Annotated in this window: 12 protein-coding genes; 10 read left to right on the top strand and 2 right to left on the bottom strand. The window is 34.4% G+C overall.

Annotation, left to right across the window (positions count from 1 at the left end; all coding sequences use genetic code 11):
• Positions 1-3 precede the first annotated feature (3 nt).
• The 7 genes from AC2DGP_RS12660 (at position 4) to AC2DGP_RS12690 (ending at position 9637) form a co-directional block, all read left to right on the top strand.
• A complete protein-coding gene (locus AC2DGP_RS12660; protein ID WP_484490428.1) occupies positions 4-897 on the top strand; it encodes a sialate O-acetylesterase in 894 nt (297 codons plus the stop codon).
• Positions 898-909: 12 nt separating this feature from the next.
• Entirely contained in the window at positions 910-2007 is a 1098-nt protein-coding gene (locus AC2DGP_RS12665; RefSeq protein ID WP_484490429.1) for an endo-1,4-beta-xylanase, read from the top strand.
• 329 nt (positions 2008-2336) lie between these two features.
• Positions 2337-3767: a sulfatase gene (locus AC2DGP_RS12670; RefSeq protein WP_484490430.1), complete on the top strand. Its 1431-nt coding sequence runs from the start codon at positions 2337-2339 to the stop codon at positions 3765-3767.
• Positions 3749-5524, top strand: a complete 1776-nt coding sequence (locus tag AC2DGP_RS12675; RefSeq protein WP_484490431.1) for an endo-1,4-beta-xylanase — start codon at positions 3749-3751, stop codon at positions 5522-5524. Before AC2DGP_RS12670 ends, AC2DGP_RS12675 begins: the two co-directional genes overlap by 19 nt.
• Positions 5524-7167, top strand: a complete 1644-nt coding sequence (locus AC2DGP_RS12680) for a sulfatase family protein (RefSeq protein ID WP_484490432.1) — start codon at positions 5524-5526, stop codon at positions 7165-7167. Before AC2DGP_RS12675 ends, AC2DGP_RS12680 begins: the two co-directional genes overlap by 1 nt.
• A 2-nt stretch (positions 7168-7169) precedes the next feature.
• On the top strand, positions 7170-8771 hold the full coding sequence (locus AC2DGP_RS12685; protein WP_484490433.1) for a sulfatase: 1602 nt from the start codon (positions 7170-7172) through the stop codon (positions 8769-8771).
• Positions 8772-8785: 14 nt separating this feature from the next.
• Entirely contained in the window at positions 8786-9637 is an 852-nt protein-coding gene (locus AC2DGP_RS12690; RefSeq protein WP_484490434.1) for a sugar phosphate isomerase/epimerase family protein, read from the top strand.
• Here AC2DGP_RS12690 and AC2DGP_RS12695 read toward each other — a convergent pair.
• Both AC2DGP_RS12695 and AC2DGP_RS12700 read right to left on the bottom strand, forming a co-directional pair.
• Positions 9634-10416, bottom strand: coding sequence for a transporter family protein (locus AC2DGP_RS12695; protein ID WP_484490435.1), 783 nt, complete (start codon positions 10414-10416; stop codon positions 9634-9636). The genes AC2DGP_RS12690 and AC2DGP_RS12695 overlap by 4 nt on opposite strands.
• 122 nt (positions 10417-10538) lie before the next feature.
• Positions 10539-11585 (bottom strand): dimethylarginine dimethylaminohydrolase family protein, encoded by a 1047-nt coding sequence (locus tag AC2DGP_RS12700; RefSeq protein WP_484490436.1) that lies wholly within the window; start codon positions 11583-11585, stop codon positions 10539-10541.
• Between the two features lie 208 nt (positions 11586-11793).
• Between AC2DGP_RS12700 and AC2DGP_RS12705 the strand changes: the two genes are divergently transcribed.
• From AC2DGP_RS12705 to AC2DGP_RS12715, 3 genes are all read left to right on the top strand, one after another.
• Entirely contained in the window at positions 11794-12738 is a 945-nt protein-coding gene (locus AC2DGP_RS12705) for a glycosyl hydrolase (protein WP_484490437.1), read from the top strand.
• A gap of 18 nt (positions 12739-12756) precedes the next feature.
• Entirely contained in the window at positions 12757-13122 is a 366-nt protein-coding gene (locus tag AC2DGP_RS12710; RefSeq protein ID WP_484490438.1) for a hypothetical protein, read from the top strand.
• Between the two features lie 119 nt (positions 13123-13241).
• A complete protein-coding gene (locus AC2DGP_RS12715) occupies positions 13242-14513 on the top strand; it encodes a T9SS type A sorting domain-containing protein (protein WP_484490439.1) in 1272 nt (423 codons plus the stop codon).
• Positions 14514-14584 lie beyond the last annotated feature (71 nt).

Below are 14584 nucleotides of genomic sequence, written 5' to 3' on the forward strand. Positions count from 1 at the left end.
CTAATGTATCGACTCATAAAAGAATTTCATATTGTTTTTTTTCTAGTTTTGTTTGCTTGTAGTGTAAATCAAAAAGGAATCGCACAAAAAAATAATGAAACTAAAAAGGTGTTTTTCTTCGCAGGTCAATCAAATATGGAAGGAAGAGCCGATGCGGATAAAATTTCATCAGAGGATTTTCAAAGATTGGAAGCTGTAAAAAATAGAATACAGTTTTACTACAATGATCAGAAGGTAAGTCCGTTAAAAATTACTTTAGGAAATAGTTATGTTCAAAAAAAATTTAAGGTAACCCATGTTTTTGGGCCAGAAATATTTTTTGGAATTGAACTAGCCGAGGCTTATCCTGAAGAAGAATTTGTTTTTATAAAAAGATCACAAGGAGGGACTTCTTTGTATGGAGCGTGGAATCCTAATTGGATTGAGGAAAAAGCTGCACTAACCAACGAATTAAAGACACCTAAATTATACAGTGAGTTTATTTCTTTAGCGCACTTAGTTCTAGATCCTTTGAAGAAATCTGATTACCAGATATGTGGCATGTTATGGGTGCAAGGGGAAGCAGATAGCAATACGAAAAGAGGAATGCAACCAAGCGAAAGTTATGGGCAAAATTTATCAAATTTAATTCATTCAGTTCGCGATGAATTTGGTGTGCCTGAAATGCCATTTATGATGTTTCAAGTTGGGAATGGTAAAGTGGTTGAAGGAATGAAAAAGGTTTCTAAGGAGGATGTTCTAGTGGGATTAATTCCGCAATCGAATAATAAAAATTCTAAAGACTTTTATCCAAAGAATCCACCACCGATTGGCCATTACGTAACCAAATCGATGAAAAGAATTGGTGTGGAATTTTATAAGTTGTATCAAGCAGATTTTGCGAAAGATTTTTTCTAAAAACAAACAGCAATGACTTTAAAAAAGAGCTACTTTCAACTGGTTTTTGTTTTTGTGTTGGGGGTTTCATGTACTTCTCAAAATAGAGAAGAGGGTGACAACGAACCAATGATGGAGCTTGAAACCGATTTATTGGTTGGAGCTACCTTGAACTACCATGAGTTAGGCACGCAAAAAGAAATTTTATTTTCAAAACATTTTAAATATTTGACCCCAGCGAATGCAGCTAAACAGTCCGCGGTGCTCTCAACACCAGATAATTGGAAATGGACCAAAATTAATGCGTTTTTAGACTTAGCTAAAGCAAATAATTTACAAGTTAGAATTCATGGCCCTATCAGTCCACAAGCTTCCAAATGGGCAAAAGATGATACTAGAACACCGCAAGAATTACTAGAAAACATGATACAGTTTATGACTGCATCAGCAAAAAAATACAACGAAATTCCAGAAGTAAAATGGATGGATGTGGTAAATGAAACTATTTTAAAAGATGGTTCTTGGTTTGGCCCAAAAGCGGGCGTAGACAAGTGGGAAAATCCTTGGCTTCACATCGGTCTAGACGATGCCGGTTTTCCAATTTATATTTTAAAAGCTTTTGAACTAGCAACTGAACATGCTCCAAATGTGAAATTGGTATACAATCAAAATTCAGGAATGGAAGAGGTGATGTGGGATAGAGTAAAAGAAACCATCTTGCACATTCGATCGAAAGGGCATCGTGTAGATGGAATTGGTTGGCAAGCTCATTTATTGTTGGGTGCCAAAAGAGAAGACTTTGTTGATAACACAGCAGCAACCATGGAAAAGTTGGCCGATTTGATCGACTGGGCACATGCCAATGATTTAGCATTTCATGTTACAGAGTTGGATTATTTGATCAAAGAAGGAGAAGATAAAACTGCAGAAAGATTAATTCAAAAAAGGGTATACCAAGCTTTAGTAACTGTTTTACTTGAAAAAAGTAAAAACGGAGAAGTAACTTTAAATCTATGGGATTTGGGAGAGCGCTATAAATCGGGAACAGGACATTTTCAATCTATTTATGATGAGAATTTTGAGCCTACTCCGGCCTATGACGTGATTATTCCGTTGTTGTCTAGAGAGTAATATTTGATTTTTTATTCACTAAGTTGTTGCAATCATTTGTTTTAGGTATTTTAATAATTCTAAAAAATATTAAAATGAATTAAAGGTTATGAAGTTTTTTATAATGGAAAGCGATCCTTATGAAATGAAAAATATACCTAAATAAAAAAACAGAGTAGGATTGGGTGTAGAATAATGGCACCATATTAGAACTAAAAACTTATTAGGACTATGAAAGAGATCGATATTCTAATGAGATTGACAATTATTGAACCTAATTAGATTTCTAGAATAACCTCTTTTATTATACTATTAGGTAATTTGCTGTCAACTAAATTTATTTTTTAATTATGATTACACAGATGAGATGTTTTGTTTTTTTTTATGGATTGACTTTTCTTTTTTCTTGTAAAGGAAATCAGTCGAATAAGAACATACCAACTGTACAAAAAGCACCAAACATAATTGTCATTCATGTCGATGATTTAGGATACCATGATTTAAGTGTACATGGTTCTAAAATATACCAAACCCCTCATATAGATAATTTAGCTAAAGAATCTTTTGAATTTACGAATGCTTATGCGAATTACCCAAGATGTGTTCCTTCAAGATTTGCCATGATGACAGGTAAATATCCAATTCAAGACGGTGATGTTCCAGATGATGGTTTTGAAATGACCGACGTCTCAGCTGATGAAAATTTTATCAATCAATTTAATACTGCAGGGTATCAAACCGCTTATTTTGGTAAATGGCATTTAGGACATGATTCTCACGGTCCAAAAGGTTTTGGCTATCGTTATTCCTTTGCCGCAGGAGCGGCAGGTTCTCCTATTAGTTTTTTATACCCTTTTAATACACCAAAAGGACATAATAGAAATGTAAAAAAGAAACCCATTGTTGATATAGAGGAGCGCAGTAAAGAAGGTGATTATTTGACAGATAATTTAACAACTGAATTTATTTCCTATCTAAAAAATGTCGACAAAAACAAACCTGTAATGGCGGTGTTGGCTTATTATGCCGTGCACCAACCTTTAGAGGCCAAAGAAGCAGATGTGAAACGAAATCGAAAAGAAATCTCTCAATTTGATTTTGGAGAAGGACCAGAATATATTTCGGAAGGAACAGGACGAACAAAAATGAGACAAGACAATGCAACCTATGCAGCAATGGTCGAAAATTTGGATGTGAATATTGGTCGAATTATGACTAGCTTGATGCAATTGGGTTTGGATGAAAATACAATAGTTGTGTTTTCATCAGATCATGGTGGGCTGTCTAATGATGGTTATAACAAACGTGGTTTGGCTACGAGTAATGCTCCTTTGCGCGCAGGGAAAGGATGGTTGTATGAGGGAGGAATAAAAGTTCCTTTATTTGTTCGATGGAAAAACCATATTCAACCTCAAAAAGAAACTACTTCAATAGCCATGTTGATGGACGTATTTCCTACCTTATTAGATTACGGAACAGGTAAAATTGTTTCAAACGTAGATGGAAAGAGTTTGAAGCCCATTATAGAAACTAAAAAATCAAACGAAAATCGTATTGTTTATTGGCATTCGTCAAAAGCAAGACCGAAAAATACAGGTGATGCAAAGTCTTCAGCTATAAGAAAAGGAGACATGAAATTGATACACTTTTATGAAACCAATACTGTTGAATTATATGATTTGTCTTTAGATCTTTCTGAAGAACATAATATCGCAACGCAACAACCAGACGTGGCGGACGAATTATTAAAAAAACTAAACCAATGGAAAGAAAATTTTTAAGAAATATATGTTTGATGACTCTTTTTGTGATGGTGAGTAGCAGTATATCTGTATGCGCACAAGAAATCTTGAAAAAGGGAAAGGATATCACAAACACGAACAATTTAAAATACACCCGAACGAATAAGGAATACGGAGAGGTCACATTTATAAAAAAAATGGAAGATTTCGAAGATGTATTAGCAATAGAAACCAAAGTGCGTCCAAAGTTTATTTACAAAGCTTCAACTTCGATTCCTGTAAAAAAAACGGAGTTAGAAAAAGGACAGAAAGTTTTGGTGTCCTTCAAAGCAAGAACGGTTTTTTCTGGATTAGAGACGGGGGAAGCTAGATTTTTATGGGTGCTAAATCAAACCGGAAATTATAAAGGTAATATCAATTCTACTATAAGTTTAGCAAAAGAATGGAAGCAGTATTATATTCCATTTGAGGTCAATCAAAAAGTTAAAAAAGACGATTTAAGGATGGCTGTTCAGTTTGGGTATCAACCTCAAAAAGCTTTGTTTGCGGATATTCAGGTATTGGTTTTCGATAGATCTGTTCCCTTGGAAGCATTGCCAAAGACCAAAATTAAGTATGTCGGTATGGAAGACGATGCTGTTTGGAGAAAAAAAGCATTCGAACGAATAGAGAAAATTAGAAAAGGAGATGTGCTTTTAAGTTTTAGCAAATCAGGAGAGCCATTGAAAAATAAAAAAATTGAAATCAAGCAAATTGAACATGAATTTTCATGGGGAGCAACTGTGAATGCGGCAGATATTTTGAATGATCAGAATCAATTAAAGTATTTGTCAAGAGATTTCAATGAGATTGTTTTTGCCAATGATTTAAAAATTAAAAGTTGGCATCGTGAAAAAAATAAAGCTAGAACGTTAGCTGCTATAGAAGAGGTTTCGAAAACCGATTTAAACATAAAAGGACATGTTTTGATTTGGCCAGGTTTTCAGTATCAGAACAAAGGGGTTCGAGAAATGGAAGATCAACCTGAAGCCTTGAGACAACTAATAAGAGATCATGTGGTGAATATTACTGAGACTACAAAAGGGAAAATCTCACATTGGGATGTGGTGAATGAGGCTTACACAAATAAAGATTTTCAAAGAATAACTGGTTCTGAAGAAGTTTTATATGATGGCTTTCGGATTTTAAAAGAATTGCAGCCAAATGTAGGGAGGTTTACCAATGAATACGGAATTATCAGCAAAGGAGGAATCGATTTTGAAAAACAACAATGGTATTATAATTACATCAAACGCATAGATAAATATACCGGTGGATTAGTGGATGGTATTGGAATCCAATGTCATATTGGGTCTGATTTAACTCCTCCAGAAAAGGTGGTTTCTATCCTTAACTATTATGGTACACTCAATAAAAAAATCAGTATTTCTGAGTTTACTATGGAAATTAATGATGCAGAGATACGGAAACAGTACACCTCTGATTTTATCATAGCAGCCTTTAGTCAGCCAAATGTAAGTGAGTTTTTATTTTGGGGTTTTCATTCAGAAGGAAATCCAAAGGCAATTTTATATAACAAAGATTGGTCTTTCGCTCCAATGGGTGAGGCTTTTTACGAATTGGTACATCAAAAATGGCAAACAAACATTACAAGTAAGACTTCAAAAGCAGGAGAATTACCTGTGAATGGTTTTTATGGAACTTATGAGTACTCATACAAAGAAAATGGCAAAGTGAAAAAGGGAACGTTTGTTTTGAAAAAAGGAGGAGGGACAGAAATAAATATTGAATTGTAATGAAAAAATTGATTTTAATCATAGTTGGGTGTATTAGTATCGCATCACATGCTCAGGTACAACAACCAAATATCCTATGGATTGTAAGTGAAGATATCAGTCCGACGCTATCTATGTACGGTGATGCTACTGCTAAAACGCCTCATTTAGATGCTTTTGCTAAAGAAGCCATGGTTTTTGATAATGCTTTTGCAACAGTGGGAGTTTGTGCTCCTTCTCGTTCATCAATTATCACGGGGATGTATGCCACAAGTATTGGAACCATGCATATGAGAACTGGGATGGATATTCAATCTTGGGGAAAAAGAACCTATAAAACAGGGATACCAATTACAGATATTAAAGGTGATTCTATCATTCAGTATGCTGCAGTAGTTCCGGCTGAGGTTAAATGTTTTCCAGAGTATTTGAGAGCAGCGGGTTATTTTTGTACGAATAACCAGAAAACTGATTATCAATTTGCAGCTCCGGTAACTGCTTGGGATCAAAATAATAATAAAGCACATTGGAGAAATGCTCCAAAAGGCAAACCATTTTTCTCGGTTTTCAATATAGATCTCACCCATGAGAGTAAGTTGTGGAAACACGATAAGTTACCTTTAACCGTAGATCCAGCCCAGGTAAAAGTTCCGCCTTATCTTCAGGATAGCGAAACTTCAAGAAAAACCATTGCAAGAAATTATAGTAATATTGAGTTAATGGATAAAAAGTTCGGTGCTATAGTTGCTGAGCTTAAAAAAGATGGACTGTATGACAATACCATTATTTTCTTTTATAGTGATCATGGAGGACCCTTACCTCGACAAAAAAGAGAAATTTTAGATTCTGGTTTGAAAGTTCCTTTTATGGTTAAAAGCATCAATTCAGAAACAATAGGTAGAACAGATCAAATGATTTCTTTTGTGGATTTAGCTCCAACTATTTTGAGTTTGGCACATCTAAAAACCCCTAAATACATGGATGGTCAAGCCTTTTTAGGAGCATATAATGCTAAAGAGAGAATGTATGTTTACGGAAGTTCAGATAGATTTGACGAGTTTACAGATAGGATTCGTTCTGTTAGAGATAAGCAGTATTTGTATTTGAAAAACTATTACCCTGCCTTGAAAAAGTACAAGGATGTTGGCTATCGAAAACAAGTACCGTTGATGGTTGATTTGCTGTCACTAGCTTCTAAAGATGAGTTGAATAATTTACAGATGATTTGGTTTGGTGATAAAACATCCGAAGAGCTTTATGATTGCAAGGCAGACCCTTTTAACTTACATAATCTAGCGGAAGATCCTGCTTATACGACTCAATTAAAAAGGATGCGTAAAGCACTAAAAGCTCAAAAAAACAAAGATTATGCAGATATTTCAGAGTCAGAAATGATTGCAGAAATGTGGCCAGGTAATAAGCAACCTCAGACAAGTGCTGTCACCGTGAAGCAGAAAAAGAAAACGATACAACTTTGCACAGAGACCAAAGGAGCATCGATTGCTTATTATATAGCCAAAAAGAATAATTTAAAATTAGATTTTAATAGTGGTTGGCAATTGTATTCGAAACCTTTAACTTTAGAAAAGGGTGTTTATCTATATACAATGGCAGAAAGAATAGGGTTTAAGGAAAGTGAAATTTTAATAACTAAAATCAATTAACCATGAGGTTTATCAGAATTGTAATTATTGTATCGTTAGTTTTTATGTCTTTTCAGTTTGTTCAAGGTCAAGATAAAAAGCCAAATATATTGATGATTTGCGTAGATGATCTTAGGAATAATATTGGAGTCTATGGAGATGAACAAGCAATAACTACGAATATTGATCGGTTAGCCAAACGAGGGGTGGTTTTTAGAAATCATCAAGTTCAATATGCCGTATGTGGTCCTTCAAGAGCAGCGTTAACAACAAGTTTAATGCCTGAAGAAACCGGAGTGATTGGTTTTAAACCAATCCGAGCGAAACTAAACAATGTGATTTTTTTACCTCAATATTTTAAAGAGAATGGATATATTACTGCGGCAGCCGGAAAAATTCATGATCCGAGAACAGTGGGTGTAAAAGGACAAAAATCAAAAGACGGTGATGATATCGCTTCCTGGTCTATCCCATATTATGCACCTAAAAACGGACATCATCCAAAAAACGTGGCCATAGATGCAGCGGATTTACCTGATGAGAAGTATACCGATGCAATGATTCGGATTGAAGGATTAAAGTTATTAGAAAAAGTTGCGAAAAAAGACGATCCATTTTTTTTAGCAATCGGATTTAAAAAACCGCATGAACCCTTTATTGCTCCAAAAAAATATTGGGATTTGTATGACAACACAAAATTCAAAATAGCAGCCAATCAAGCTGCCCCAATTGGAAGAGAAGATTTAAAAAAATATGCGCCTCATGGTAAAGATGTCGAAAACAATATGGATAAGAAAACCGGTTTGGTCAATGAAAAATTTCAGTTAGAGTTGAAAAAAGGCTACTATGCCTGTACTTCATTTGTAGATGCTCAAATTGGATTGGTGTTAGATGAGCTGGAAAAATTAGGTCTTTCAGAGAATACAATCGTTGTGCTTTGGGGGGATCATGGTTTGTTTTTAGGAGAACATGGTCGTTGGAATAAACACTCCAATTTAGAAGTAGCTTCATCATCTCCATTGATTATTGTAGATCCTAGAAATTCTGAAGCTAGAGGGGAGACTTTTTCTGCAGTTTCAACCGTTGATTTGTATCCTACTTTATGCGAGCTATCTGGGTTGAAAACTCCGGAACAGCCTAAAAATAATTCCAAATCAACAGGAAGAGCTTTAAAGGGTAGAAGTTTAGTGCCGATTTTGAATGATAGAAATGCACAAGTAAAAATAGGTGCAGTTACCGTGTATAGAGGACAACGTGGAATAGGATACGGGTACCGAGTAAAGGGAAAATATCGTTATATCGAATGGGTGAAAAAAGGAAAAGAAAATTTCTATGAATTGTATGATTATCAACTGGACCCTAATGAAACTATGAATTTAGCGGTGGTTTCTAAAGATACCTACGAACCGTTGCTTCATAAATTTTCAAGAGATATTAGAGCGCATGGAGAAGGTGCAGGTTGTATGGCTTTACTGAAAACGGCACCGTATAAAATTTCTTCCAAAAACGAAAAAAATATTTTAGTTAGAGATGCTGATAATGATGGAACTCCAGATGATGAGGAAGGAACCATAGACAGCAACAACAACGGAATTATGGGTTATTTAGATAGTGCTGTGCATTGATTAAACTGACTTTAATGAAAAAAATGTTTTTTTTAGGGCTTCTGGTTTTTACTGCCTGTAATACTCCTGTTTCTGAAAACACCTTTTCCAAAGAAAATTTAATTCCATGGTCGATTGTTGGTTTTGATGTTAAAGAACGGACTCCTAAAGAACGAATTGAAATGATTCAGAATTTAGGATATAAACAATACGGTTACGGTCATAGAGTTAGACATATACCTACCATGGCTAAAGAATGGAAACTTGCTCAAGAAAAAGGAATTGAAATCCATAATGTTTGGTTGTATATAAATTTATCAAAAGATGCTCCTGATGCGCTAAGAGCACAGAATGAAGCAGTATTTGAAAATTTAGAAAAAACAAGTTTGCACACTCAGGTTTGGGTAGGTATGGATTCAAAATTTTTCACGAATGTCTCTGATAAAGTTGCATTTGAAAAAGCGAAAGCTATGATCGATTATCTTTCTGCAAGAGCTAAATCTTTAGGGTGTAAAATAGCATTATACAATCATGGTGGATGGTATGGGAATCCTAAAAATCAACTTGAAATTATTTCTCAATTCCCAAAAGGTGAAATAGGGATTATTTATAATTTCCATCATGCTCACGAAGATGTAGAAAATTTCAAAGAAAATATTAAGTTGATGTATCCTTATTTGTGGTGTGTGAATTTGAATGGAATGAAAAAAGAAGGCCCCAAAATAATTACAATTGGTGAAGGGGATTTAGAAAAAAACATGATACAAGAATTGATAGATCTTGGCTATAAAGGGCCTTGGGGTATTTTAGGGCATGTAAAAGGTGGAGATCCAGAAAATATTTTGGAAAAAAATTATAAAGGTCTTCAACAGTTGTTTTTGAATTAAAACTTATAAAATAAAGCTACAACTGCTTTGTTTGCTTTTATGGCTTCGTTTTTTGATAAGTCTTGAATATATTTTGCATTCATGAAAAAGTGTTTTCCCAACGGGATTCCAGCATCTATACCAATTCCGGAAACAGTAGATTTGTCGTTGAAAATAGGTTCTGAGTTTACGTATTCTGGACTGATATTCGCATTGTAGTATCCTAGTAATCCTAAGGTTTTTCCTTTGGTGAAATGTCTAGAGAAATTTGCTTCTACGATAAATGCATCGCCAAACTCTTTTTCGCTAGTTCCTTTTTTGTGTCTGTATTCATAAATAATTCCTCCGTTTAAAGAATACTTGTTTTCATTATAATATCTGGTTGCTTTTACAGAAAACAAATGTCCATTCAGAGGTAAATCTTGTCCATACATAAGTGAATAACTTCCTTGGAGTTTAAATTTGTCTAGATCCCAAGACAACTGAATTGGGGTAAAAGCGGTAACAGGTAGAAAATTCGATGAAAAGTTGTCATTGAAAATTACAGGTTGTGAAATTCCTACTGTATATTTCCCTCCAAGCACTGTATATCCGGTGTTCCAAGAAAGGGCTGTAACTGTGGGATTGATTTTGCTAGAAAATAGAGCAATGGCACCAACGCTAACACCATCTCCTGAATAGGTTGCCGCGTTTGCATTGGTTGCTCCTCCAAGACCAGGAAGTGTCAAGGATCCGAACATTTGAGCATTGGTAGTTTGAATTCCGAATAATAAGACTGTTAAATAGATTAGTTTTTTCATGGTATAGATTTTAAAATAGGTTCTCTATTTATAGTAGCGTAATAGTTTGTGAAAAACCCTAATTTATAATTGAAAAAAGTCCGTATAAAATATACGGACTGATTTTTTTAGTTAATTATGCATTATTCTCTGGTGATTGGTTGGTAACTACATCTCAATCCACCACCAAAGTAATTTGCTTTTTTGTAAGGGATTTCATGTACTTCAATTCCCATTTCTCTTACTTTTTTTGCGATTTTCGGAAAAGCATCTGACATAAGAATGGTTTTACTGTTAACCACAATTCCGTTGGTAGCCATAATTTGAGCTTCTTCAGGTTTTGCTGTTACCCATTCTCTGTTTTTCAATTTTGCTGGCAATGCATCAAAGTCGATAAAATCTTCTTTACAGATAATTCCTTGGTTTTCGTTGATCAACATCATCGCACAGTCTAAATGTAAAACGTTTTTATGCAAAGCTATTGCGTGTACATTATAACTATTTCCTAAAGTTTCTTGCAACCATACAATACCTTTTTCGTTAGAAGCATTTCCACTTATTCCAACATAAATATCTTTTCCGTCTACAAAAACATCTCCACCTTCGATGTACATATTGTCTTCATGGTAGCCTAATTTGTTTGCAGGCATGCTAATCACTTCACCGTTGTAATTTTTAGCAAGATCTAAAGCAATTCTTCTATAGTTTGCAGATTCTTGTCTTCTTTGTTCTGTATACATATTGGTAATGATAAATTTATTTCCAATGGTGATAATAGGGTCTCTAGAGTATACTTGAGCAGTACCTGTTACCTGAAACTCCATTTCGTCTGGTCGTCTAACCTTAACTCCTAGTTCCTCCAATTTTTTAACTAGATTCTCGGTTTCGATATGGTATTCTTGATCATCTTCTGGATATACGTCAGCAAGTGATTGTTCTTGAGATTTTTCCATGTATTTAAATGCAGTATCCGTTATATAAGGAAAATGAGCTCTTACATCGTTGCTGATTTTAGGAGTATTAAAAGTGTTAGTTTCCCATCTACCAACAACAACTTCTTTAAGTTGGTTCCATTCGGTGTTGTTACTAATTTGTTTCGTTGATTTTTTTTCAGATAATGGTGTGTTGAAAGCACTTAAGACTCCTGCCCCTATTAATGTTGCGATTGCGATGTTTTTAAAAGTTTTCATAATGTATAGTTTTTAATTAATTATTGTCTTCATAAATAATAGCGTGAGAAGCAGTAAAAAACCCTAAAAATATTTGTGTTTTTTTTATTTTTTATCTGTAACGCCTCTGTTTTTGTGTTTGTTAGATGTTTTCTGAACTTATTTTGACAAATATGAAACCTAGATTTTAAGCATGTTTTGCAATTTTGTATCAACCAAACCAACCAATATGTTTTTTATTTTTTGCAGCCATAAAAAAAGAATTATCCTACCTCTATATTTATGTGTTTGCTCATTTTTAGGTTGTTCTGATGTTAGTTCACTAGAAGAAACATATCCTACCCCAAAAAAACATATTGGTTTTAATATGCGTTGGGGAGATACTCCCGTAATCACAGAAAAATTGGTGTCAACTATCTCTAAAATGGAGCCCACTATGTTGCGATACCCTGGGGGAACTATGGCGCATAATTTTAATTGGGAAATCGGATTGCCAAGTGAGCCTACCGTTAAGGATATTGAACATAAAATTGAAGACGTGAAGTTGTTGGCAGATGGTACGAATACCCAAATTATTTTTGTGGTTGATATTGTAAAAAGTACCATGGAAAATCAATTGAAAATGTTGGAAGCTGCTAAGGTTCCTGTGAGGTTTGTGGAGATTGGAAACGAGTTGTATTCCGATCATTATGAGGAAGTTTTTCCTAGTGGAAAAGCTTATGCTGATACGATTAATAAGTGGGTCCCTCGAATCAGAAAAAAGTTTCCCTTAGCAAAGTTTGGAGTTTCTATGATAGGAAGGCAGGCAGGGAATGAAAGAAAACAAAATTGGAATCAAGATGTGTATTCCAATATCAAAGTCGCTATTGATGCACTTGTTTATCATTTATATGTGCATGCAGATGAAACTGTACAACATAGAATAGACCGATTTTTACCCCATTATATAAAGGATGAGAATAAAGAATTGTGGGTAACCGAATATGGAGCTCAAAGTCACTCGATTGAACAAACTAAGGAATTAGCGGATTATGTGGAGTCTATTGCAACTATTTCATTAAGTCATGTTTTGATTTCACGTTCCGGGAGGTACAGCAAAATCGATGATGAATCTGAATTGACAGAAGAAGGAGCCTTTTTTGTGAATAGGCGAAATAAAAACAACCAATATTAATTTTAAACCAAAACTATTATGAAGACTATCAAAAGAATTTTAGTAATCGCAGTAATTCTATTATCATTAACGAATGTAACTGCACAGAAGAAGACGTTAGAAGATAAAGCAAATGAAAAAATAGTTCAAATAGATAAATTTATTATTTCTGAAAATGAGAACTTGGGCTTAGAGGAAGAACAAAAGGAAAAAATGCTTGCCTATCAAGTAGGCATGCTTAAGGAAGTAAAAGATATAAAGTCGCAGGGGTTATCAGAAGAAGAAACCAAAGTAAAGTTGAAGGCTTTATATAAAAAAGCATACAAAGAAATGATTGTTGGAGTTTTAAGCAAAGAGCAGCAAACAGCCTTGAAAACTGCCAAAAAGAAAAATAAGAATTCATAATTACCCCCAACCGATTTTTCTAAAAGCGTTTTGTATATCATTGCAAGACGCTTTTTTTTATGAAATTATTTTTTTAACTTAAGTATCAGTATAATAGAATGTTAATTAAATAATGGCTTATGAAAAAAATTACCTTTTTTATTGTTTTATTTGTTTCTTTTGGTTTGGCTGCGCAAGGTACTTATACATTTGATTTTGAGAATTCTGATCCCCCAAATGATGTATGGACTGTAAACTCAGGATTGACTTCTACAATCAGTGGTGGAGATCTAAATTTAGCATTAACAGAATCTGCTTCGAATCCCGTTTTTGGGACTACCACAGCAAATATAAATGCTGAGCTGTATCGATATGTAGCTATTTCTTTGAAGAACCCTTCTGCTGCCGGACCCACTTATTTACGAATGTCTTTTCCTAAAGAAGGAGGAGGTAGAAAATACATTAGTTTCGATATTCCCAATTTCCACTCAGATTACAAAACTCATGTTTTTGATTTGAGTAGCGAATCGGATTGGGAGTATACGATGAATGATATCAAGTTTCATTTTAAAAGCGCTGGAAATGCAGATTATAATGCTGGTGCTGGAGTAGAAGTAAATGTGAGTGAAATTGTATTTCATGAAGTGAGTTATAGCGGATATGTACAAAACCCTGCCTTTGAAAATGAGTTAACGTCATGGAGTTTAGATACGGCAACGGCAACGGAATTCTATATCGCTGAAGGTGAAGGTGTAAGTGCAAGTAAGGCAGCTGAAATTTCTTTTGATGGAACACTTTCAAGTGGTGATATCAAATTAGAAAATAACTTTACTTATGAATTCGAAACCGATATTCCTGAAACATATACATTAGCCTTAGATTACTATCATAAAGCAACAGGTATGGCTGCAGAGGTACAAGTTTGTTTTAAGTTAAATTATAGTGACGGTATCGGAGGAACAAAAACCTTTTATCAAGGATGGGTGAGTCCTGGTGCTACTTTCGCAGTTTCATCTTCTAACAGATTACTTGATGATGGTGACTTAGCGGATAATACTTATAAAAGTGTTACTGTGTTTTTTAGGGCCAAAGGTGGAGATAATACTACCATAGCGTATTTAGATGATATTGTTACAAATATAAAAGATGAAAATGGCGATGAAATTCTTTCGATTTCCATGATCGATTCTAGAAAAGAGTCATTCTTGATATATCCTAATCCGGTGAGAGATGTATTGCATGTAAATACAATCTCAAAAAAAATAGAAATTTACGATGTTGTGGGGAATTTGATAACAAGAAAAGTTAATACGGATCGTATTGAGGTTGGATTTCTAAAAAGCGGAGCTTATATCCTTAAAAGTCAGGATGAAAACGGGGCAATTATCTCCAAAGTTTTTGTGAAAAAATAACGAAATTATCATTTGTTAAGAGCCGCTATCCCAGTAAGATAGCGGTTTTTTGTTGTTGTGACAATTTGTAA

The organism is Flavicella sp. IMCC45537, from assembly GCF_057197705.1.

Bases quoted from the DNA above. Each gene is read 5' to 3' on its own strand.
- AC2DGP_RS12660 (WP_484490428.1), top strand. From the start codon at position 4: ATGTATCGACTCATAAAAGAATTTCATATTGTTTTTTTTCTAGTTTTG.
- AC2DGP_RS12665 (WP_484490429.1), top strand. From the start codon at position 910: ATGACTTTAAAAAAGAGCTACTTTCAACTGGTTTTTGTTTTTGTGTTG.
- AC2DGP_RS12670 (WP_484490430.1), top strand. From the start codon at position 2,337: ATGATTACACAGATGAGATGTTTTGTTTTTTTTTATGGATTGACTTTT.
- AC2DGP_RS12675 (WP_484490431.1), top strand. From the start codon at position 3,749: ATGGAAAGAAAATTTTTAAGAAATATATGTTTGATGACTCTTTTTGTG.
- AC2DGP_RS12680 (WP_484490432.1), top strand. From the start codon at position 5,524: ATGAAAAAATTGATTTTAATCATAGTTGGGTGTATTAGTATCGCATCA.
- AC2DGP_RS12685 (WP_484490433.1), top strand. From the start codon at position 7,170: ATGAGGTTTATCAGAATTGTAATTATTGTATCGTTAGTTTTTATGTCT.
- AC2DGP_RS12690 (WP_484490434.1), top strand. From the start codon at position 8,786: ATGAAAAAAATGTTTTTTTTAGGGCTTCTGGTTTTTACTGCCTGTAAT.
- AC2DGP_RS12695 (WP_484490435.1), bottom strand. From the start codon at position 10,416: ATGAAAAAACTAATCTATTTAACAGTCTTATTATTCGGAATTCAAACT.
- AC2DGP_RS12700 (WP_484490436.1), bottom strand. From the start codon at position 11,585: ATGAAAACTTTTAAAAACATCGCAATCGCAACATTAATAGGGGCAGGA.
- AC2DGP_RS12705 (WP_484490437.1), top strand. From the start codon at position 11,794: ATGTTTTTTATTTTTTGCAGCCATAAAAAAAGAATTATCCTACCTCTA.
- AC2DGP_RS12710 (WP_484490438.1), top strand. From the start codon at position 12,757: ATGAAGACTATCAAAAGAATTTTAGTAATCGCAGTAATTCTATTATCA.
- AC2DGP_RS12715 (WP_484490439.1), top strand. From the start codon at position 13,242: ATGAAAAAAATTACCTTTTTTATTGTTTTATTTGTTTCTTTTGGTTTG.